Annotated in this window: 24 protein-coding genes and 1 pseudogene; all 25 read right to left on the minus strand. The window is 54.2% G+C overall.

The features are described from left to right. Positions 1-14 precede the first annotated feature (14 nt). Entirely contained in the window at positions 15-1445 is a 1431-nt protein-coding gene (locus tag WMO44_RS09970; protein WP_349152488.1) for a vWA domain-containing protein, read from the minus strand. Between the two features lie 14 nt (positions 1446-1459). Then, positions 1460-2560, minus strand: coding sequence for a leucine-rich repeat protein (locus tag WMO44_RS09975; RefSeq protein WP_349152489.1), 1101 nt, complete (start codon positions 2558-2560; stop codon positions 1460-1462). Between the two features lie 153 nt (positions 2561-2713). Then, complete coding sequence (locus tag WMO44_RS09980) at positions 2714-4264, minus strand: recombinase family protein (protein ID WP_349152490.1); 1551 nt, start codon at positions 4262-4264, stop codon at positions 2714-2716. 130 nt (positions 4265-4394) lie between these two features. Continuing rightward, the gene (locus WMO44_RS09985) at positions 4395-6122 is read right to left on the minus strand and encodes an ABC transporter ATP-binding protein (protein WP_349152491.1); all 1728 of its coding nucleotides are present in this window, start codon (positions 6120-6122) and stop codon (positions 4395-4397) included. Between the two features lie 3 nt (positions 6123-6125). After that, on the minus strand, positions 6126-7895 hold the full coding sequence (locus WMO44_RS09990) for an ABC transporter ATP-binding protein (protein WP_349152492.1): 1770 nt from the start codon (positions 7893-7895) through the stop codon (positions 6126-6128). A gap of 74 nt (positions 7896-7969) precedes the next feature. Then, positions 7970-8584, minus strand: coding sequence for a hypothetical protein (locus WMO44_RS09995; RefSeq protein ID WP_349152493.1), 615 nt, complete (start codon positions 8582-8584; stop codon positions 7970-7972). 268 nt (positions 8585-8852) lie between these two features. After that, entirely contained in the window at positions 8853-9707 is an 855-nt protein-coding gene (locus tag WMO44_RS10000; protein WP_349152494.1) for a helix-turn-helix domain-containing protein, read from the minus strand. Between the two features lie 153 nt (positions 9708-9860). Beyond that, on the minus strand, positions 9861-10343 hold the full coding sequence (locus tag WMO44_RS10005; RefSeq protein ID WP_349152495.1) for a DUF6796 family protein: 483 nt from the start codon (positions 10341-10343) through the stop codon (positions 9861-9863). Positions 10344-10403: 60 nt separating this feature from the next. Further along, a complete protein-coding gene (locus tag WMO44_RS10010) occupies positions 10404-10883 on the minus strand; it encodes a hypothetical protein (protein WP_349152496.1) in 480 nt (159 codons plus the stop codon). 192 nt (positions 10884-11075) lie between these two features. Continuing rightward, positions 11076-11567, minus strand: a complete 492-nt coding sequence (locus WMO44_RS10015; RefSeq protein WP_156067042.1) for a hypothetical protein — start codon at positions 11565-11567, stop codon at positions 11076-11078. After that, on the minus strand, positions 11564-12205 hold the full coding sequence (locus tag WMO44_RS10020; RefSeq protein ID WP_249234239.1) for a GNAT family N-acetyltransferase: 642 nt from the start codon (positions 12203-12205) through the stop codon (positions 11564-11566). The genes WMO44_RS10015 and WMO44_RS10020 overlap by 4 nt, the downstream gene beginning before the upstream one ends. 6 nt (positions 12206-12211) lie before the next feature. Continuing rightward, positions 12212-12994: an alpha/beta fold hydrolase gene (locus WMO44_RS10025; RefSeq protein ID WP_349152497.1), complete on the minus strand. Its 783-nt coding sequence runs from the start codon at positions 12992-12994 to the stop codon at positions 12212-12214. Between the two features lie 17 nt (positions 12995-13011). Beyond that, complete coding sequence (locus WMO44_RS10030; protein WP_249252271.1) at positions 13012-13617, minus strand: L-2-amino-thiazoline-4-carboxylic acid hydrolase; 606 nt, start codon at positions 13615-13617, stop codon at positions 13012-13014. A 6-nt stretch (positions 13618-13623) separates the two neighbouring features. Beyond that, entirely contained in the window at positions 13624-14256 is a 633-nt protein-coding gene (locus WMO44_RS10035; RefSeq protein ID WP_249252273.1) for an L-2-amino-thiazoline-4-carboxylic acid hydrolase, read from the minus strand. Next, positions 14253-15179, minus strand: coding sequence for a ketopantoate reductase family protein (locus WMO44_RS10040; RefSeq protein ID WP_249252275.1), 927 nt, complete (start codon positions 15177-15179; stop codon positions 14253-14255). Before WMO44_RS10040 ends, WMO44_RS10035 begins: the two co-directional genes overlap by 4 nt. Continuing rightward, positions 15176-16018 carry a class I SAM-dependent methyltransferase gene (locus tag WMO44_RS10045; protein ID WP_349152498.1) on the minus strand — a complete coding sequence of 281 codons (843 nt, stop codon included), beginning with the start codon at positions 16016-16018 and terminating at the stop codon, positions 15176-15178. Before WMO44_RS10045 ends, WMO44_RS10040 begins: the two co-directional genes overlap by 4 nt. Positions 16019-16029: 11 nt before the next feature. After that, positions 16030-16803 (minus strand): alpha/beta fold hydrolase, encoded by a 774-nt coding sequence (locus WMO44_RS10050; protein WP_349152499.1) that lies wholly within the window; start codon positions 16801-16803, stop codon positions 16030-16032. Positions 16804-16813: 10 nt separating this feature from the next. After that, positions 16814-17308, minus strand: coding sequence for a hypothetical protein (locus WMO44_RS10055; RefSeq protein ID WP_349152500.1), 495 nt, complete (start codon positions 17306-17308; stop codon positions 16814-16816). Continuing rightward, complete coding sequence (locus WMO44_RS10060; protein ID WP_349152501.1) at positions 17308-18009, minus strand: L-2-amino-thiazoline-4-carboxylic acid hydrolase; 702 nt, start codon at positions 18007-18009, stop codon at positions 17308-17310. Before WMO44_RS10060 ends, WMO44_RS10055 begins: the two co-directional genes overlap by 1 nt. A gap of 137 nt (positions 18010-18146) precedes the next feature. After that, positions 18147-18497 (minus strand): class I SAM-dependent methyltransferase, encoded by a 351-nt coding sequence (locus tag WMO44_RS10065; RefSeq protein WP_316545806.1) that lies wholly within the window; start codon positions 18495-18497, stop codon positions 18147-18149. Between the two features lie 95 nt (positions 18498-18592). Further along, on the minus strand, positions 18593-19561 hold the full coding sequence (locus WMO44_RS10070) for an acyl-CoA thioester hydrolase/BAAT C-terminal domain-containing protein (RefSeq protein WP_349152502.1): 969 nt from the start codon (positions 19559-19561) through the stop codon (positions 18593-18595). Between the two features lie 142 nt (positions 19562-19703). Continuing rightward, a complete protein-coding gene (locus tag WMO44_RS10075) occupies positions 19704-20117 on the minus strand; it encodes a transposase (RefSeq protein ID WP_396343255.1) in 414 nt (137 codons plus the stop codon). Between the two features lie 110 nt (positions 20118-20227). Beyond that, positions 20228-20854 carry an alpha/beta hydrolase gene (locus WMO44_RS10080; protein WP_349152503.1) on the minus strand — a complete coding sequence of 209 codons (627 nt, stop codon included), beginning with the start codon at positions 20852-20854 and terminating at the stop codon, positions 20228-20230. A gap of 41 nt (positions 20855-20895) precedes the next feature. Continuing rightward, positions 20896-21072 (minus strand): annotated as a pseudogene (locus WMO44_RS10085) (SAM-dependent methyltransferase); the annotation flags it as partial. Positions 21073-21076: 4 nt separating this feature from the next. Further along, positions 21077-21691 (minus strand): class I SAM-dependent methyltransferase, encoded by a 615-nt coding sequence (locus tag WMO44_RS10090; protein ID WP_349152504.1) that lies wholly within the window; start codon positions 21689-21691, stop codon positions 21077-21079. Positions 21692-22151: the final 460 nt, after the last annotated feature.

A 22151-nucleotide genomic window follows, 5' to 3' on the forward strand; every position in this document is an offset into this window, starting at 1 on the left:
GGTTCCCCCTCTTGTCAGGAGTTGTTCAGTTCGCGGTACAGATCGTCCTCCTCGGCCAGAGCGTCCGCAAGGGCGCTGGCCGGGCGGGCTGCCGCACCGGTAAATTCTTCTTCGTCCAGTACCACCTTCATCGCCCACGGCGGCACATTGGCATCATCGAACCGCTCCCCCAAAAACAGGAAGGCGGTATCGTAGCCGGGACGCCGCGCCGGGTAGGTGCCCATGCCGTCGGTGAAGTACAGCAGGCCGCGCAGGTTCGAAAACTTCTTTTCGGCGCAAAGCTGGTTTACATATTCAAAGGCCGGACGGAAGTCCGTTCCGCCGCCGCCCCGCAGCTCAAAGTGGTTCATGGCGTGGATGAGCTCGTCCTCGTTGCGAATCAAAATATCCTGCCGCACGGCGTTGTCGGCCTGAATCAGGTGCAGGTTCATGCGGTGGAAAAAGTTTTCCCGCCCTTTCAGCAGGGTGTAGGTCTCAGCCAGAAAGGCGCGCACCAATTCGCCGGAGGTGGAGTAACTGGTATCAATGACCAATGCCAGCTCCTCGATTTTTTTGCTCTCCCGGCTTTCCAGCGGCTCGATCAGGGGCAGGTTGCCGTACACCGAAAGGCCGTAGGTGTAGAAGTTCAGGTCAAACTCGTCCGGGTCCAGCTTGACCTCCTCGCGCAGGACGCAGAACCGGCGCAGAAAGTCCTTGTAGCTGCGGCGGCTGCGGTTGGCGGCTTTCACCTGCTGCTTCAAGACATCGGTGTCCTCGCCCGCCTCCTTGTCCCGCAGGTCCAGCTCGGTCTGCATCCGCTCCCCGATCTTCTGCCACGTTTTCTGCGGCAGAGGGGTGGGCATCTGCTGGGGCTGCTCCGGGGCATCCTTCGGCCACAGGCGGTGGTCATCGGTGACAAATTCCCGTTCCAGCTGCCGCAGCACGCCGGGCGTCTGCCGGGTGAGCCAGCGGTACACCGGCGCTGCCGCCACCACCTTTTCCTCGGCGGTGATCTGCCGGTAGGCGTTCTGCCGCACATAGGTCAGCGGGCGCATCACGCTTTTGCGCTGTAAGCTGTCAATGACGTTTTCCACCGCGATATCGCACGCAAGGCTCCACAGCTGCGGCTCCCGGCGGCCTTTCAGCCACAAATGCCGGAATACGCAGTGGAATATGGTGTGCAGATACAACCGGTTGAGATATTTCGGGTTTTCCTGATAGAGCTGCAGCAGGCGCTGCGGCTGGTAATACAGGGTCTGCCCGTCCGTAGCCAGCACCCGGCAGCGCTCGTCCGGGGCGGGGTTCAGGGCGCTGAGTGCCATATCCAGAAACCGGAAGTCCAGATACAGCCCGCTGCGCACCACCGCCAGCACCTCGCCGCCCATGCGTGCCTGCCACTCCTCGTGGGTCTCCGGCCGCTGGGATTGGAAGGGCTTGCGGGGGTCGAAAAATTTTTCCTTTGGCAACGTGTGGTCACCTCTCAAAAATCAAAATCGTACCGCTGCTTTTTGGACTGGGGAGCATATTTTTTGTGCTCCGCATCTGCCAACAGGGCGGCAGCGGCGGCGTTCTCTGCCATGGCGGCAAGGGCGGCGGCAGATGCAAAAGCGGCTTTATCCAGCACGTCCAGCGCCAGCAGGGCGCGGATGCTGTCGGTGTCCTGCGCCTTTAAAAGTCGGGCGAACACCCGATCGGTGTTGGCTGCCAGAAACGCCCGGTAGTACCCAGCAGCAGCTTCGGTCAGCTGCCACGGATACCGCAGACGGGCAAAGCAGAGCATCGCCATAATGGCGGCGTCATCGGCATCGTGCCCCTGTGGGAAGATAGCGTCATATTCTGCGGGGAGGAATTTATTGTCGAGAAAACACTGCCTGTAATGGTATCCCTGCCCGGAAAAGGTATGCAGCAGAATGTGGGCGGGGGTCTCCTCGATATCCTCCCAGTAGGCGGGATACCACAGCGCCGCCAGCGGCGCGGGGGCATCGGCGGGCCAGAACTGCGCCTGCACCGCCTCGGTGATGTTGTTCACCAGTGCAAACAGCCCGGTGGGCTGCTCCGGTGCGGCCTGCACCCGCAGGGTCTCCAGCGCAAAGCAGTTCAGAAACACATCACTGCCCACGGTAAGTCCCCTGCTGCCCACCGTGAGCAGGCGCAGGCTGCGGCAGTTGTAAAAGGCGCAGCTGCCAATGACCTGTACACTGTCCGGCAGAGTGACTTCCTCCAGAAAGCTGCCGCACACCGGGTGCAGCTCTTCTTCGTCCGCAGCCGGGGCGTCAAGGTCAAAATCGTATCGGCGGGCGGGCTTTTGCCCCACCGCCTGCCCAAACGCCCGGGTCAGCCGCACCGTGCCGTCTGCGCTTACTGCGTAGCGACACAGGGCATCCGGCGCAGGCAGGCTGCGGGGCTTTTCGGAAAAGCAGTAGTCGCCCAGCTCGGTCAGGGCAAGGCTGCCGCCCTCCGGGGCGGGCACGCTGCCCGGCAGCACCACGCAGGGTGCTGTGCCATACACCCGCACCAGCCGTGCTGTATCTGCCGAAAGGGGCAAGATATCCAATATCAGTTCGTTTGCCTGTTCCACCATGCTGCGACCTCGTTTTTCTGCATTCATTCAGCTTTCAGTATACCGCGAACAGGGGGTGATTGTCCAGTGCAGAGAAAGATTTGAACGGTTCTGTGCTGACGGGCTGCGGGACCCGGCAACGCTGCCGGTGCTCCCCTTTTGCTGCCGCCCTGTTCAAGTCCTCTGTTCTTCCGGTGCTGCCGAAGGGAAATTGCCGCATAAAACAAAAAAGACAGCCATCAAAAGCTGTCTTTTTTGTGGTGCACCTCGCGCACTCATATCCGAACTTTTCTCCGCTTTTACGGCTTCCCCAAAAGCGACCGTTTCTGTACCTTCCTTATAATTAAAGGTAATAAGTACCTTATCATCGTAGAGATAGATGGCATTGATGAAGGTGTCCACCAGCGCCTGCCGCTGCTCCGGCTGGGTCATATCCAGCTTGCGGAAGCGAAGCAGCCAAAACCGGACGAACTCCTCTTTCATCTTCGGCTTGGCCAGCCGTTCCTCTGCAATGCGGGCTTGCAGTTCTTTTCGCTGATCTTCCAGAGCTTCCAGCCGCTCCTTTGTGGAGCTGGTCAGGATGCCCATCTGGATGGCGTTCAGCATATTGGTGATGCCAAGTTCCGTTTCTTTCAACTGCTTTTCATAGATGGGCAAATCCGTGCTTTCCTGATTTTGCAATTCCATGACTTTGGCAATGATGGCATTCATGGAAGCGTCATCTTCCACCAGCTTCATGGTCTCGTTGACCACCAAATCTTCCAGCCACTGTTTCCGCACGGCCTTTTTATCACAGGTCTTTTTCTTCTTGGCAGCAGCACACTTGTAATAGGTGTACATCTTCCCGGTGTGGCTGACACCGCTTTCTCCGAACATCAGCGCTCCACACTTACCGCAGTATAGCTTTGTGGTGAGCAGATAGCTTTCCTCTGCCTTATGACGGGCAGGGGCCTTTTTATTTTTCACCAGCTTTTCCTGCACCTTGTTGAACAAGTCCTCTGACACGAGAGCCGGAATCGCATTGGGCTGTACCACATCCCGCAAACGCAATTCGCCGATGTACCGGCGATTACTCAGCATCCGCTGAATGGTGTTATAGGACATCTCCCCGCCCATAGAATTTTTGATGTTGTGTGCCTTTAACCAATCCCGCAGGTCCGTCATGGTCGCACCGTCTGCATACTTCTGGAACGTCTGCTCTACATACGGAGCCAGCAGCGGGTCGGGCTGGTAATGCCGGGTCTCATCGATCATGTAGCCGAACGGAATCGTGCCACCATTATAAATGCCCTTGAGAGCGTTCTCGGTCATGCCGCGCACGACCTTTTCAGACAGGTCAGCCGAGTAGTATTCGGCGTAGCCTTCCAGCACCGATTCCAGAATAATGCCCTCCGGGCCAGCCGAAATGACTTCCGTTGCCGATACCAGTTTCACGCCGTTTCGCTTCAGCTGAGTCTTGTACCGGGCACTGTCGTAGCGGTTCCGGGCAAAGCGGTCGAGCTTCCAGACAATGATGATGTCAAAGATGCCACGCTCACTGTCCTTGATCATCTGCTGGAACTGCGGGCGGTTATCGGTCTTAGCGGAGATGGCACGGTCAATGTAATGCTTCACCACCGTGAAGCCGTTCTTTTCCGCATAGGCGGTGCATTCCCGGATCTGACCTTCAATGGATTCTTCGCGCTGACTATCAGTAGAATAGCGGGCATAGATCACGGCGGTCATGGCAGGCACCTCCCATTTATACATCATTGAACGGTGGAGCGTTCTTTCAAAACAGTGTTTCGTATAATGTATATACCACAGTTTTTAACTGAATGCAAGACTTTTTCCCAAATAAAAGCCGCCATCATTCTCAGATCGTCCAGTTCTGGCTTGCCGACTGCAGATCCACCATGTGGGCATACAGTCCCTTCCGGGCGTACAGCTCTGCCGGGCTGCCCTGCTCTGCCACGATGCCGCCCGACAGCACCACCACCTGATCCGCACCGGCTACGGTGCGCATCCGGTGGGCGATGATGAGGACGGTCTTGTTTTTTATGAGCCGGGATAGTGCCTCCTGAATGGCAGTTTCGTTTTCCACATCCAAGCTGGCGGTGGCCTCGTCCAGCAGGATGATAGGCGCATCCTTCAGAAAAGCACGGGCGATGGAAATGCGCTGACGCTCGCCGCCGGAAAGAGCGCAGCCATTCTCGCCGATGTTGGTGTTCCACTTGTCCGGCAGCTTTTCGGCAAATTCCTCGCAGTTTGCCAGCTTTGCCGCCGCCAGAACCTCCTCGTCGGTGGCCCCCTTGCGCCCCAGACGGATGTTTTCGAGGATCGTGTTGTCAAACAGGGTCACATCCTGAAAGACGATGGAATACAGGCTCATGAGCTTTTCCGGGTCGATTTGGGAAACCTCCATGCCGCCCACGGTGATGCTGCCCTTCTGGTAATCCCAGAACCGTGCTGCCAGCCGGGAAACAGTGGTCTTGCCGCCGCCGGAGGGGCCCACCAGTGCCGTGACCTCGCCCTGCTTTGCGGTAAAGGAAACATCCCGCAGAACCGTCTCGCCAGAGTTATAGGCAAAGCCCACATGGTCGAACACGATATCGCAGCCCTGATTGGTCAGCTGCTCGCTGCCGGTCTGCAGGGAAGCGTCCAGAATCTCATTCATCCGCCCCACATTGGTACGCATGGCGATGACCGCCGCCAGATTCTGCAAAGCCCCCTGCATGGGGTCGTACATCCGGGATGCCGCCATCAGGAACAGAAACAGGGTCAGTACGTCGATGCTGCCCTGCACCAGCAGCACCGAACCGGTGAGCGCCACCGACGCAATACCCAGCTTGAGCACCATGCCGGCGGAGGACACAAACAGCGCTGTTTCCAGCTCTGCCACAATAGACTGCTTTTCCACTGCCCGAATTTTGTCGGAAAGGCCAGACAGATACCGCTGCTCCGCGTTGCTGGCTTTCAGGTCCCGGAGAGTCTCGATGTACTCCTGAATGCCGTCCGCACAGGCCATTTTCGCAGCCATGGTCCTGGCCTGCACCTTATCCTGTACCCAATAGCTGCCCACCACGATGGCAGCAGATACCGGAATGACCCACAGAGCCGCCAGTGCCATCCGCCACTCAAAGGCAAACAGGCTCAGGGCAATGAGCACCGTGGAAATGAGGGAGCCGAACAGACCGGGGATGAAGTGGGAGCAGTCCTTTTCCAGTACCTCGCAGTCTGCCATGATGGTGCTGGTCAAGTCGGCAAGATCCCGCTTGCCAAAGAAGGACAAGGGCAGCTTGCGCAGCCGCTCTGCAAGGGTCAGGCGGCGGGTGCCGCTCTCTTTATAGGTGGTAAAATAGGTGCCGTTGTACTGGAACCATGTGGTCAGCAAAATCAGCACAAAGCAGGCAACGCATCCCACCAGATAAAAGGTGCTTCTCCCACTCGTAGAGCCTGCCAGCAGGTCTTTTACCAGAAGATACAGCAGCCCGGTGGGCAGCATGAACGCCATGTTCTGGAACGCACAGGCCAGAACGCCCTTTACAAGCCCCTTTGCGCCCTCCGGGGAGCTGGCTGTGGCGTGTTGAATTTTTTCGATCATTCCTTACCCCTCCTTTGCGACCTTCCACTGCACCGACGCCTGATACTCCTGCCACATCCGGGCAAACAGACCGTTCTGCGCACACAGTTCGTCCTTTGTGCCGGATTCCACAATCTGCCCATCCTGCACCACATAGATGCAGTCGGCGTTGGCGACTGTGGACAGGCGGTGCGCGATCATCAGCACCGTTTTGCCCTTGGCAAGCTGGGCAAAGGCTGCCTGCACCTTTGCTTCATTGTCCGGGTCGGCAAAGGCGGTGGCCTCGTCCAGGATCAGGATGGGCACATTTTTCAGCATGGCGCGGGCAATGGCAATGCGCTGCTGCTCGCCACCGGAAAGATACACGCCCTTGGTGCCGATGACCGTGTGGATGCCCGCCGGGAACTTCTCCACGATATCCATGCACTGTGCAGCTTTCAGCGCCGCCAGCACCTCGGCTTCGGTGGCCTGCGGCCTACCCAGACGGACGTTGTCCAGAATGCTGCCCTTGAGCAGGCGGCTGTTCTGGAACACAAAGGAGATGGTGTCCATCAACTCTTCCTTGGGGATGTCCCGCACATCCGCTTCTCCCACCCGGACGCTGCCGCTCTGCACATCAAAGAACCGGCAGACAAGGTTTGCCAGCGTGGATTTGCCGCCGCCGGAGGGGCCTACAAAGGCCACCGTCTGACCCGGCTGAATTTTCAGCGAAACGCCCTTGATAACATCCGTTTTGCCATCATAGCTGAAATGCACATCCTTCAGGGACACAGAGGCATCTTTCGGATGCCGCGGATGATCGTTTTCTGGCACAGGTTCCGCATCCAGAACCGAATCCACACGAGCCAACGCATCTGCCACAACGAGTTCATTTTCGCTCATGTACATGATGCGGGTCAGGGTCAGGGAGATTACCGGGGTAATGATGATGTAGAACAGCAAGTTCAGCAGAAATTCCGAAGTCACACCGTTCCGGGTGAACAGAAGCCCACCTACAATCAAGAAAGCAAACACACCGTTGATTGCGGCAGTATAGAGCATCATCGGCATCCGCAGCTCTTTGGTGTAGGCAATGACCCACTTTTCGTACTCATCAATGGTCGCTTTGAATTTTTTGAACGAAAAGACGGATTGCCCGAAGGTCTTGACTACCGGGATGCCGCGGACATACTCCACGGCCTCGTTAGACATTGATTCCAACGCATTACCGTATTGCCGCATTTTGTCTGCCATCCGCCTTCCTGTCATGGCGGACATGATGACGAAGCCCAGTGCCACCGGAACGAGACTCAGCAGACCCAGCCGCCAGTCGAACACAAGCAAAAGAACCAACAGACCTATGGGTGTTGCCATTGCATTATATTTGTCCGGCAGCTGATGGGCGAGAAATGTCTCCGCTGCGCCAGTACTCTCGTGGATGATCTTGCGCAGCTTACCGCTGCCAAACGTCTCCGTAAAGCCCAGCGGCAGTGTGGCAAGGTGTTCGGAAACCTCCAGCCGCAGATTGGTCGCCACCCGGAACGCCGACAGATGGGAGCACATCAGTGCCGCAATGTAAATGAGGTAAGCCAGCACCGCAAACAGCACTGCCATCCAGCCGTAATGGGGGATGTTCACCGCCTGCGCATAGTCCGGCGCGGCGTTCAACACATCCCGCAGGATCTTCCAGATGTACACAAAAGGCACCAGCGCCACCAGCGCACTGACCGCAGACAGCACCCACGAAGCGTAGGTGAAATATCGGTAGTTCCCGGCGTAGCCCATCAGCCGGGAAAGATCGGACTGTTTTTTCACGGAAAGACCTCCTTCAAATCAGATTGCGGCAAAAATGTGCTGTGGTATTTCAACTCCACAGCACATTCTGCGTTTTAACCCGCCAGATTTTCGGTGCAGAACAGCTCAATGCAGTTGTCGATCATCGTCTGGTCACAGTCGGTGGAAATGCCGGAGGCCAGCCAGTAAGCATATTCGCCTGTATCGTACTGGCTCAGAGCTTCTGCATCCGAACCATAGCGAAACTCAATATGGTAAGTTTCCGCACTGGTGTCCGGCGCAAGGAAGAAGTAGGTGAACTCGCCGGAATCGGCATCATCGCTTTGAAACTCATACAGCCCACGCACAGGCTCCATGCCAATATAGTGATAGGTATGGGAGAACAGCACATTGCCGTCCTTATCGGTGCCGGAAATGGTAGAAGTTGCGCCGTCAAAGGTCAGGGTCGCAAGGTCGTTGGTAAAGCCGCAGAAGTAGGCACCGCCGCCGTTTGCATAGGCCTCGACGGCATCCTCGCCGTAAACATCACCTGTCACCATAGAGGACAGCTTCTCAAAAGCAGCTTCGGCATTGTCCTCGCCCACGAGAGCGGTACAAACATCCAGCCATGTCTGCTTATATTCGTCCGCCAGAATCACCGGCCACAGTTCCTGATAGCTGCCTGTTAGGTCGTTCAGCAGCTGTGCAGCGGCAGCTTCGTTTTCATCCACAGCAGAAGAGGCGGTCTCTTCTACGGAAGAAACAGTGCTTTCTGCGGCAGAACTTGCAGAAACGGGAACAGAGCTCGCCGTGCCGCTGCTGCAGCCAACCAGAAGAGAAGCAGACAGAGCTAGCACAGCAGCTGCACTCAGAATTCTTTTCATCAAACGCATTATCAATTTCCTCCACAAAATCAGAACATCGGCGTTAGTTTCAACTAATCACGATACTGATTTTACTGGAACCGGACTTTCTGCGCAAGAACCAAATCGACAGAATCTATCCAATCGGACGCATCTTCCGATACTCCGTAGGCGTCATGCCGGCTGCTTCCCGAAATGCAGAAGAAAACTTATTCGGATTTTCGTACCCGACCCGATGGGCGATTTCAGCAACCGTGCAATCGGTTTCGAGTAGTAGCTTCTGTGCCAGCTGCAGCCGGTACTCTTTCTGATACGCATAGACCGAGCTTCCGTAAATGCCTTTGAAACAGCTTTTTAATGCCGTAGGCGAAAGGCCGACCTCCTGTGCAAGCTGTTCGATTGTACGGCGAACTGTCAGTTCCTGCGTGAGAAGAGCCGCAGCCTGCTTCACACACTCCACCTGATGCTGATTGAAATACTCTGTCTGCTGCACATCTTCCCTGTTTTTCAGCCGGGTCAGAATATGCAGCAACTCCAGCACTTTCAGCCGAAGATAGCCGGTGTCCGGCACAGAATGCGCTGTGTAAAGCTCTGAAAAAATATGGGCAATGGTCGGTTCTGACCGCAGGATACAGCAGCGGTTTTCCGTGCAGATGTACCGCCGTATGACATCAAGGTCTACGCCGTACCATTCCATTTGTTTCCGCATTTCCGGCGAAATCGCATCCAGATCCAGTAGGATGGTGATGCCGTGGTAGTGCCGCAGCGGAAAGCAGGAGGACGACTTTTTGCGCGCTGCTGCACAGACGGCAAAGTCCCCTGCCGCCAGATAGCAGCAGCTATTTGCCCCAAAACTGCACTCGTAACGCCCCACGCGGCAGTGGTTGATCTCAATGACATTCCGCATTGGTGCCGTGGCTTCCTCAAAGAATGCAAGGTGCATATCGTTATAATACAGTTCTGCCCCCGAAAACAGTGGACAGATGGTCATACTCCCGCTCCCCGTTCCGTTGGAGAACACGACGGTGCGGGGCATCGCCGTGGAAACAGTTTGCTCCGGGGAAAGATCAAAAAGTGATTCATACATAGCCATTCTCATTTCCTGAAGATTCGCTTTTTCTTGCTGATTCGCAGACGTGAAGTGTCAAATTCCATTTCTCTGCAAAAATGTTTCCATCAAATCAAGATACCGTTCCGCCTGAACAATGAAGCTCACATGACCGCCCGGAACCGTGCGGATCTCCGCTCCGATCCGCGGCCCCAGATAGGTGGCAAACCATGCCATGGTGGCCACCCATGTATGGATAGTCAGCGCCACCGCAACGGTGAATATCCCGCACAGAAACTGGACGTTTTTGATTTTTCTGTATTTTTCGTCGATGTCCGCATTCAACGCTTTTACCACAAAGTAATAGAGAAAGCCCCCGATCGCTCCCAACCCAACGGTAAGGATCGGTCTCCACAACCCATAGGAGCCGGACAGATAATAGGCTCTGTTGAAAAGACCGGTGTCCGTTTCCTGAAGCGGAATACATCCCAGCAGCCAGTCCCCGGCAGCCATAAATCCGCATCCGACTGCTCCAAGAATGCACCAGTGGATGAACTGTTTCGGTTCTTCTTTCTTCATCTTTTTTGCCTCCGATTGCAGTTCATGATTCTGCTTTTCATTTGGGCAATTTCCAACTTCTTAGAAAATCAAATGGACAATACCGCCGACAATTGCCGCTCCCGCAACCCAGATCAGCGCCAGTATGCTTCGCTTTTTCAGCACCTGCCTCCAGATCTGCACGAACGGCGCATCTTCAAGCCCTGGCAGCACCCAAAACTGGCTGTGCCCGACCCATAGCTTGTCGATTACAACGCCGTCATAGATATTCATAACCTCAAGAAACAGCAGCGCCTGCCAATAGGCCTCACCAAAGGAGGAAGCCCCGTTCCATAAGCCGATGATCAGCACAAGAGCAGCAAGCATCACGATAAAGAACGGTATCATAAAGCATTTTCGTTTCCGGTTCATCGTATTGCGGTCGATCAGTCCCAGTTCGATGGTGCGATCCTGCACCTCCTTGGGATAAAAGTACAGTCCATTGACAGCACCGCCGATCACAGCGATTTTTACCATTGCGGTAAACAGCAGACAATAAAACAGCAGTTGCAGTACGATCATTGTTTTTCTCCTCTCAGTCTGCGTGCGAATCGGGCATCTGGCATCATCGCTGTATATCGGACACCCTGTTTCCCCGCCTGCTGAAGCTACTGGATATGGGCTTCTGTTGTTTTTCTTTTTTCATGCAGGACTTTTTATCACACGCATAGAAAATCTCTGCCTCCAAAAATTTATTGCTCCTGTCACACGTCCTCAAAGCAGTGCGCAAAGCCACGCTGCCACAGCGGAGGCGGGAATGTAGATCACAAAGTGCCGGATATGTGTTCGCTTGTTATAGCCGAACATATGCGGACCGACCACGCCCTTCAGCTCCGGATAGAAATGCGGAAAGAAATTGGAGTGACACAGCAGCACCCAGTCAAAGAAAATGATGTCGTAGATCTCCATGGCGTAGAGCACGGCGAGAAACCGCACAAAGAAGTCCAGGAAGCCGAAGCCGTTTCTGACGCCGTCCCATACGCTTAGTGCCGCCGCAGCGAGAAAAAGCAGGATGGCAATGATCTCAATCACCCAGCCGATACTATGTGCGCCGGGAAATCGTTCCTTTGTATCGGGGATTGCGTCCAGATTTTCCTTTGGTGCGGATGAGAAAAAACGCTTGTCCTGAATGAAACCCACCCCGCCGTATAAAACAAGAAAGTATGCCAGAAATACCATGAGCGTTACAAGAACCGTGATTTTCATTTTGATGTTGATGCCTCCGTACTGACAGACTGCTGCTTTTCCGCGTCCGGTTTTTTGATCAGGTCATACAGCTTTCCAAATTCGCCGATGTCCCGCACTCCGGCAAGTTCCATGCCCAGATGGACATATTTGTCGCACTTGCTTTTTGCATCCGTTTCCAGGATCACTGGCACGCCCAGCCGGTCGCCCTCAGCAAAGGCAAGGTCCAGCACCTTTCGCATATAGCCCTGCCCCTGATACTGTTCCCGCACACAGACAAGTCCAACGAAAATGTAGGGTTTCTTTTCCTTGTCCATGCGGTCTTGCAGGGAAGCCCCGCCCCGCTTGATGGCAATACCAAATTGCAAAAGGCGCTTCAGGGTGGAGTTGTGCAGCATTCCGCAGGCGATGGGCCACATCGTCTTGAGTCCCATCTTCTCCTTTGGCAGCTTGTAGGCGATATATCCCTCGCCCCGCTCGCTGGTGGTGTGCAGAAAGCCGCCCCGCAGCACCCCGCGCACATAAGCGCAGATATAGTTTGCCGTGGCTTCTTTCCCGGAAAAGGCAGCGGACATTCCTGTTTCCTCTTCATAGTCATAATAGCCGAAGGCATGGCCGATATCACGGATGGATTTCTCGTCTAATGTTGTAACTTTCATTGTATTTCACTTTCCTGATCCTTCAGCACATCTCTCTGTCCCGCCATCCGTCAGAAAGTGCTCCATCTCCGACACAAGCAGTGCCGGATGATTGATGATCTCGCCATGGCCGAAACCGGGGAAGCAGCGGACGATCAGGCTCGGATATGCCGTTCGCAGCCGCTGGATGGCCTTTTTCATGTGCCCTTCTTTTTCTCCGTACCAACAGGCGACCTTTGCATCGGGCTGTACCAAAAAGTCCGTTCTATAGAGATAAAGTCCTGCCTCCCAAGTGGCCCGGACGGATTCCAAGCTGATATGATCCGGGATACGGCGGAGCATAGTCTGCATTCCCTGCTCCGTCTGCCCCATAAAGCGCAGCGCCCATGCAGGCATGTACTTTTCGTGTGCCGTTCGATATTGCTTTTGCGGCATGACCTTCAAAATCAGTCGATTCAGCACTCCGAAATCCAGATACTCCGGCCCGTTGAGGATCATCCGATCGATCTGAACAGTTGGGGAAGCCTTCAGAAAAACAGCCGGTCCGCAGCCCAGCGACTCTGCAAAAAGCAGATCCAACTGTCCGTCACGCTCTTTTTCAATATAAGCGGCCAACTTATCCGCCTGATCCCGGGCAGTCGTGTAGGTCGTTTCACCGGTTCCATCAAAGCCGTCGAAGCTGACGGCATACACGCAGAATTTCCTTTCCAGCAGCGGGATCAAATCCTCAAACTGCCGCCAGCACATAAGATTTCCGTGCAGCAGCATCATGGTCTTTCCCTCTATATTGCCGAATCGTTTGATTTTCATACCAAACTGCCTCCCCGCTATTTTTTGACCTTCATGCAGAAATCGCAGCGGTCATTTCCGCGCCCCAGCGTCATGCTTCTCTCCCAGATCAGCTTCGGATGCAGCCCGGTATAGCTGATGTCATCACTGTCGCAAAAGCAGCGGCACAGCTCTGGGCAGCCGTATTCTATGCAGGTGTCGTGATAGGGACACTTCATCATATCCACACGCCAGACGCCGTTACCGGTCTGCAGTTCTTTTGGGGCAAAGCCCGCCGCCGGGCCGAAAACGCTCCGGGTGGATTTGACGAAAACGTCGGGAACAAGGCGGTAAAGCCCCGGTATGTGCAGCAGGGCGGCAAGCTGTTTGTGGCTCGTTCTCGCCAGCCGCTCCACATAGCCGTGAACGGTTTGCAGTGCCTCCTCTTTCGGCATGACCCGCTGCAAGGTCTCGTAGGCCGCAATGCCCGGCAAGATCTGCCGCTTGAGGTGGTATTGCTTTTCCTTGCTTGCACCCGCATTTTCAGCCAGCAGCGCATTCAGGCGTGCATCAAAAGCGGCGTTCAGCTGCTTTGCCTGCGCAGGAAAGCGTTGCGCCGCAGTCTCCCGAAAGTCACGGGAAAGATAGGTTTCCTTCACCTTCATCGTCCGTCACCCCTTCTTTTTGTACCCGCAGTCGCAGTAGGATCCGCCGGAGGCAAGGGTATACTGCCGCACAAAATTTGTCACACCGCCCGCTTCGCTCATGGTGTAGTCCAGATGGCACAAAGCGGGGGTCAGGTCGTACAGACCCAGCTTCTTCATCAGCACACAGATGCCGCATTTGGTAAAGCGTCCCTCGTAGCCGCTGCCATCCGGGTATTCGTAAAATTCCATGTTCCACGAATAGGGGTTGCGGTCGGCGGCTTTCAGAGCAGCGGTGGCCTTCATGGCGGCAATGTCCTTTGCGGTAAACTTGCTTTTTCCGCTTTTGCGGCAGAACCACTGCATGGGCTTTGTCATCATGGACTTTGCGTAGTAATCCGTCAGCCTGTCCACCTCCGGACGTTGCGGCATGGAGAGGATGAACGCGCCGAGCATTGCGCAGTTGACGATGTTCATCTTGAAGCGGTCCGCTTTTTCAAACTCCGGCAGCCTGCGGATGATCTGCCGGTATTGCGGCTTTGCCTTTTTCGTGATAGCTCTTGCGGTGGCTGCATCATAGCCCAGCACAGCGGTCAGCTGCTTTCGGAACGACGGTGCAAACAGAGCCCACATACCGAAAGGCATTCCAGCGTATTTCATTGCAGGTACCTCCCGGCTTCCGTTTCCAGTGCCTGCCATACCGGGTAGGCTGCGCCATGTTCATCAAAAAATTTCTTGAGGTCCCGGTTCAGCGCGCTCATTTCGTCGATGGCGTTCATAGCATGGTCGGAGGCGCAGAGTTTGCCCAGCGAGGTAGCGCACATCAGCTTGAAAAAGTGCAGGCAGGTCTTGCGGTACTTTTCCCCTTCAAAGTCTACATCCGCTTTGGGCAGAATGGCGTGCCCGGCATCTCGGATGGCGCGGTATCCCTCGATGTTGGCATCCAGCACACGGTTCAGGTACGCAGTATCTCCCCTGAGCTTTTTCAGGTCGCCGTCTGTCTTATAGCAGGCGAAGGCCGCAGGCATCACAAACGCGGCATGGCAGAGCAGATAGTCCTCCATGTTCGGCTCGTAAACAACCTTATATTTTGTGCCGTGGAAGATGCGCCCAATCAGCTGTTTATTGGAGATTGCACCCGGCAGCTGTCCGATGGTGATCTTTTTCAGGTCGATGGAGACCACCCGGTCAGCCTCCCGATGCCCCGCAGAAAGCGCAAAGGCAAACAGGACGTTCTTCCCCGGCAGCGCCGCTGCCAGCGCCCTCGCCTGCACATTGTTCCCCACAAAAACGACGTTCTTCGTCCGGTTCGCCCGCAGCGTGTCCAGAACGGAATCCAGCTGTGTATAGCGCAGGACCACAAAGATCACATCGTACATTGCATCCGGTGCAAGTTCCGTCACCACCGGAATGCGGCTGACCGAAGTGTGGAGCGAAAATTTGTCCTTGATCCGCAGGCCGTTCCGCCTGATCTCCGCTGCCCAGTTTCCTCGCGCAAGCAGGGTAACATCCTTTCCGGCGCGCAGCAGATTTCTTGTCAGATTGCACCCCAGAACGCCTGCACCATATACCAGAATTTTCATAGCTTGCCTCCAAATCCGATCTTTACGATCTGCATTTTCATCCTGCTGTCCCCGACCTTGGCGAGGAAACGGAAAAAGCCGCTGACAGAAGGGTCTTTCAAATCGTTGTAACCCAGCATATAGCCCCGGCTGGACACTTGCAAACGGCTGTCCCATGGGGAAAGCTCGCTTTTCGCATCCGAAACTGCGAAATATGCCCCCACATCCTTGATTTTTGCCGTTCTGAGCCATGTTTTTGCGATCATCTTTACCGCCGTTCGGTTGGCGGCATCAAAGACCAGTACCCCGCCGGGGAAAGCGTCCGCCATCCCCTGCACCAGCGCCTTGACCTGCTGGGTCAGGAAGTAATAGAACACCCCGGAGGCAAAAAATACCGCCCCGCCGGAGGCATCGATTTTGTCAAACCATGCGGGGTCTTTCAGGTCGCAGGGGATGTTTTGCTCCCGCTCCCCGGCGGGCAGCAGCTGCTGCCGCAAGGCGATCACATCTGGGAAATCCAGATTGTAGATCTTGCATCTGCCGTTGTCGCAGGCTCTGCCGGTGTTATCCAGCCCGCAGCCCAGATTGACCACTGCCGCGCAGGGGTGCGTTTTCAGGTATGCCCGTACCTCCCACGCAAGATCATTCTGCCGCATGGCGACCTCCAGCGCACCGAACCGCTGCATCAGGCTGCGGGAGTTTTTCTCTGCCTCTGAAAAGTCGTAGTCGATCTGGTCAATCAGATGCACCGCTGTCTCGTCCAGATAAAGGTTTGGGTACAGTTCGGTGCACAGCTTCCGGGAATACAGTGGGAGGATCAGCGTCTCCTGCACGGTGTTTTTCTCGATTTTGTATTTCATATCGGGTCCTCTCACTTTCTGATAAACGGCAGCTTCGGCATACCGTCCTGCGCAGCGATAAATGCCAGCATTTCAGCAAAGCCCTTCGGATCACGAATCTGGTATTGCATGTGATCGTATCCTTCAAATATGGGGTAATTGCCGCAGGGATAGGCTTCTATCACCGCTTGACGGTATTTGAAATGATCTTCTATGCTGCCAAACTCGAAATAGAGATGCTTTTGCAGTTCTTCGGAAAGTGCTGGAAAGGGTTTATCCTCCAGGCTGTCCAGAATCTGTCGCCGCAAATTTGTGTAGGTCAGATTTTTCCCTGCGGCTATAAAATACGGCTTTATGGAATCATCGTCACACCACAGGATCTTTTTCAATGTGCCGCCCTTTGACCAGTACATGCTCTTGATGGCCAGATACAGAAACGGTGTCATCATGCGGCGCGTACCTTTTCCGATTTGTGCAAACTGCCCGCCGTCAAAGAAAACATGTCCGATGGGCAGCTTCGTGCCTGTCAAAAACGCCATGGCAAGGTCAGCACCGATCGAAGAAGCCACAACCAGTTCAAGGCGTTCCACCCCCTGCGATTTCAGGTATTCTTCCACCTGACGAACCTCGTCCGCCTTGCTGACATATTTCTGCCCCTCGCAGTAAACGGTGGAGGTGGGCAAGATGCAGAAATATCGATCCTGCAAATACCTCGCAATCGGTTCGCTGCTCGCTCCTGTCACACCCATTGCATGAAAGAACAGTACGGCAGGATTCCTCCTATCGCCATATGTTTGAAACAGCATTTCTATCACCTCATATTTTCATAAAAAGCATCATAATCGCCGCCAGTGCTGCCGAAATGATCGCCATACCAACTGTGCCGAACAGCCACTTTTTGCCCTTATCCTTGGCTGTAATGTAGGGTTTCAGGTCTTCCGTTCCCGGAATTTCCCATGCGTTCGTATGTCCTACCCAATAGCCGTCAACCCAAAATCGGTCTATGAGATTCATAACGGACAGTATGACCAGCAGCTGCCAAAAGCCCTGAACGAAGCCCTTTGCGCCGTTGAGCGCATAGACGCATACCAGCACATAGGCGATGTATCCGGGGACGCAGACAGCTTTGAAAATCAAAGCATTTCGCTTGATTTTCGCGTGTGTTGTAAGTCCCAGCGTTACGCACCGCTCCTGCACCTCCTGGCTGTAAAGATGCACCATGCCCACCGCGCCCTTGCGGATACCGATGGCGCAAACCAAAATGAGCAGAACGCCCAGCCCGATGCCTTCCAAAATCACCTGTAAAAGCATTACCGATTCCTCCTGAAGCCCGCCTCATCCCGATATTCGGGATGTTCTTTTACATACGGGTCCTGATCGCCGCAGATGGTATAGTCGCATCGGCAGCCGTTCACGCAGGTAGTCGCCCGTATAAGCTTTGCGTGGAGCAGCTCCATGGACGCATAGTCCACATTGCACAGGGCGGGCATAATATCCGTAAGGCCGTGCCGGATGGCAAACTCCGCTGCCGGGCACGCTGTAAATTCATAATAAATAGGCTTGTCGGTTTCATAAGGCGCAACCGACATCTCGTAATCGTGCCATTTGTCGCAGCCGCTTTTCGCACGAACAAACGCCTTGTACATCAGCTTCCTCCAGAACGGCTTGTTGCAGTCCACGAATTTCAGCTTGCGGAAGGTCGGCAGGATCAGATTTTTCTCCATCTCTTCAATTTCACGGAATGAAGTAGCGGCTTTGCAGACCACATAATAGCTCAGGATGGCGATGCAGTCGTAGGTGCCGCCTACGCCGTTGTGGAAGTTCCGCTTGCCGCCCAAATCGGTACGCCAGTCGGAGAGGAAGTCCACATACTGCCGCTGTACCTGTTCCCATATCGCCTCCCGCTCCACTTCCGGGTAGTGCAGGGCGATTTTCGCCCGTATCTCTTTCTTGCAAGGCTTGGAATACAGCACATGGCTTTTGCGGTCGAATAGAAGCTCGTTGTCCTTCATCTGATTGCCTCCCTCCTTGTTCTTTCTTGCGTGCATGAGACCATCTCAGATTTAACCCGCTTTTCGGCAGACAAACCATGCCATGCTTTTCAGGTTTCCCATGTCCACATCCGTATACATTCCATCCAGCCGTGCTTTCAGACTGGAAACCGTCTCATAGGGCGGTGTGAAAAACCTGCCTTTTCATAAACGTGCCGGACAAACCAATCCGTCCGCTTGTGCTCGCCCATCACATAAAAGCAGCCGCAGAATGTCCCGCCGGGTCTCAAAACCCGGAAAACCTCCCGATAAGCGGCTTCCTTGTCCGGAAAAGCATGAAAGCTGTTCAGCGGCAAAACGATGTCGAAGGTGTCGTCTGCATAGGGAAGCGCTCCCACATCTCCCTGCCGGAAGGTTACATTTTTCAGGTGCAGGCGGTCAGCCTTTTCCCGTGCCTGCCTCATCATATCGGGCGAATAATCGAGACAGGTAATGTCCGCCTCCGGCATACGCCTGGCGAAACGACTTGATGGGCTTATTCATTCTAGATGTAAGACTCATGACTGTTCCTCCTGACCGTTACTCTTCTTTCGGCATCGACTGATCACCAGTGATTTTGAATGAAATCGACCGCCTGCTCCGACAGATCCGTGCGTTCCGCGGCACACTCCTCCGGGAATCGTCGCTCAGATCGGAACATCAGCTTCAGAAGCCACGTGTTGCTACGCATGGGGATCGCAAAATGACTGATCTTCTCATAAGTCAAACTTTTTACTTCGTAAGGAAAATCGTGCTCCTGCAGATCGCTCACGATATGCGCGGCCTGTTCCGTCGAAGGCCAGACCGTATCCGCTTCGGTGGATATGAGGAGGATCGGACCACGGATGTTTTCCACAGGGATGATCGATTCATCCGTGACGTCTTTTCCTGTATTATAGGAAAGGATATTTAACTCCCCATACGTGCGCAACTGCTTTAAAATATCGAAATCACGTATTATGTATGGTGTATAGTTCAGTTCCTCCCCATGATATGACCAGCAGGAAGTCCCCGATGGGCCACTGCGCCCGATCATACCCTCACTGACAAAATAGGACGGAACACGGGCGATCACGCAGCTGATGTCGTCAAATCGCGATGCTGCCAGAAGGGCGTATTCCGATCCTTTGGAAATCCCGTCAACGGCAATCTTTTCAAAGCCCTGTTCTTTCAGCCATGCAATGGCGTTTTCCACATACTCCAAAGGGACACGGTCCAGGTTTTCTCCTGTCTCTTTTCCTGCGAAAAGTGTCACGCCCAGCGCAGATATACCATGCTGCTGATAATACCAGGCCATGGTATCACTGGCTTTGGAACCGCCCTCACTGCCCGAGAAGGTAATAACTGCTTTTTCCCTTTCCCCGGAATCATAGAAATGCCCTTCGAAACCTTGCTCGGAGATTGTAAGGATAAGGTCTGCATCTGTGCGGCTGCTCTTTATCTTATAAATACCGAGAGCGGCAACAAAAACTGCAGCAACGATGATGACCGTGAGCCGCCAGCGGCGCTTCTTTTTATCTCTATTCTTTGCCATCGAAATCTCACCTTCTATGTTTCAAATCGTTGAATAAGTATTAGGGCAACACCGCACAACAGCTGAAATCTGACAAATATCTATTGCTTCGGCAAAGAAGCTTGGTGTTCCTCCCTATTTTTGCTCGCATGAGCGCACTGACTCAAGCTGCCAGGCAGGGCCTGTCAGCCAGAATCAGATTCGCTAAAGCGAACATGATATTGAATTTGGCCTTCTGCTTTTCAAGGCCTCGGTATCGTGTCTTTCGGAAGCGTAGCTGCTTCTTCACGACCCTGAATACGTGTTCCACTTTTGCTCGTACAGATGACTTTGCGTGTTCCGCTTCTTTGACGACTGCTTGTTCTTCTTTGCTCAGTTTCTTTATCTGGGACGGACGGAGGTTGATCTTGTACCGGATTTTTCGTCCGGATTTGTTTTCTACGACGGCATCCTCGCGCTTTTCCGCGCCGAGATAGCCGCTGCCACCGTAGACTTCATTTTCGTCTCCCGTCAGCAGCTTGGATGTTTCGGTCACATCGTGGACATTCGCCGCCGTTGCCTTAGAGCAGGTGATCATGCCGTCATAAAAGCTGCTTTCGCCTGTCAGTCGGTATGCGCTGCGAATGGCCTCTTTTCGTTCCATGGTTTTCTCTCCGCGTTTCAATCATCACACGACCGTTTCCGATCTCATTTTTTCAAAATGTCCACGATTTTCGCAAAGTCCTCCTTTGCCTCCTTGAAGATCGGCAGCATACAGTAGCAATGCACCATCTTCGGGCGGGCGGACACCGTGTAGGGGACAGTTGCCCGTTTGCAGGCTTCCTCAAAGTCCGGCAAAGCACCGTAGAGCACCTCGTCAGCAGAATAGAAGAAGTGAATATCGCCTACGCCGGTAAAATCTCCCCGGGAGCCGGAGAGCATATAGTCCGGCACATTCTTACAGCCATGCCGCATGAACTTCTCCACTGTCACCATAAAGGCATAGTCGATGGAGACGTCCCGTTCATTGAGCGCCTGCATCCGCGCCTTTTCCGCATCGTTCCACGGCACCTCGCCGGGGGATACAACGACGATGTGTCTCGGCTGCGGCAGCGGCTCGGGCTGCGCGTTGTTGTGCGCCGCGATCCCCAGAGCCAGCGCACCGCCGGAGGAAAAACCACAGGTGCTGACATTTCCGCCGCCGTACAGTGTAATCATTTTTCGATAACATTCGTACACCATCGCGTATGTTTCAGTAATGCAGTGTTCCATGCAGAGCGGGTAAAACGGAAACCACACATCACAGCCGGTCTCGCGGCAGAGCTTGCGTATCACAGGCAGGTCTCCCTTATCGGGGCCGATCACCATGCCGCCGCCAAAGAAATGATGTTCGCCCCTCCGCCGCAGCCGCAGTCCAGCACCTTGGCGTCCGGAGTAAGCTCCAAAAAGCGAAGTCCCCACCGTGCCACAGGACTGTGCCCCAGGTTCATCATGGCGAGCATGATTTTCCCGCCAAGCCCCACAGGCTTTCTGGTGTTCTCAAAAAATGACATCTTATCACACCTCCGATTTCACACATTCCGCATAGGTCAGCGGGAAGGACGCCTTCAGAACAGCGCTTTTCCGCACTGTCCAATCATTCTGTTGCAGAAATTTTAGGTATTCTTCACTCGTCCACTTGCTGTGGAGAGGAAAGCCTGCCAGATTCATGAAAAAGGCTTTGATCTTACCGAGAAATGAGTTTTCTGCGTGCGTAAAGGTAGGCGCAATCAGCACACCGTCATCCTTCAGCACCCGTTTGATCTCTCGCAGTGATTTTTCTGGCTGAGGCACAATGTGCAGTGCGTTTGATACGATTACCGCATCGAATGATTTGCTCGCGTATGGCAGAGAAAACATATCCTGCACGGAAAAACGCAGCTTCGCAGAGTAATTCCCCCGTTTGGCCTCTGCAATCATTTCCGGAGAGGCATCCGTCGCCTCGATGTGTGCCGCTGCTTTTACGATGTGCTTGGCGATCAGTCCCGTTCCGGTAGCCACCTCCAGCACTGTTTTGTCTTTCACGACCGGACGGATCAGCTCATACATTTTCTCGTATACTGCCCTGTCTTTTCGCATAAAGCAGTCATACAGACCTGCATTTCTGTCCCAGAAATTCTTGCGTGCTCGCATTGCTGTCTCTCCTTTTATAGTTAGATTTGCCTAACCACCACGCGCGCACCGATAAGTTAGATTCAGCTAACTTCCAGCCTTATAAAAAGCCGCTTCTCAGCGATCCTTCTACCAAAATAATACGCCCTGCCGTCTCCTCTGTCAAGAAGTTCAGGCATTTTCGGAGATTTTGAAAAAGATTTCGTTATTGGAGCTTCCCCTGCGGCATAGAGGAGGCAAAACGTTTCCCGCATCGAAAAAATTTCGTCCCTGTAAACTTGTCTGTTTCTGCTTGACAACGCCCGGTGGGAGTGCTATTTTTACTTCGCGAATTTGTTTTGCCTAACCATCTGAGGGGTTTTTCCCCTGTATTTTTTGCGCCAATTGTTAGGTAAAGCTAACTGTTTTTTCAAAACTGAGATAGAGGTGTGTTACCATGAGATTGAAAAAAGTATTTGCAGGTGCACTTGCGGCCGCTATG

The sequence above is a fragment of the Faecalibacterium tardum genome (assembly GCF_040096515.1).
Taxonomy (GTDB): Bacteria; Bacillota; Clostridia; order Oscillospirales; family Ruminococcaceae; genus Faecalibacterium; species Faecalibacterium tardum.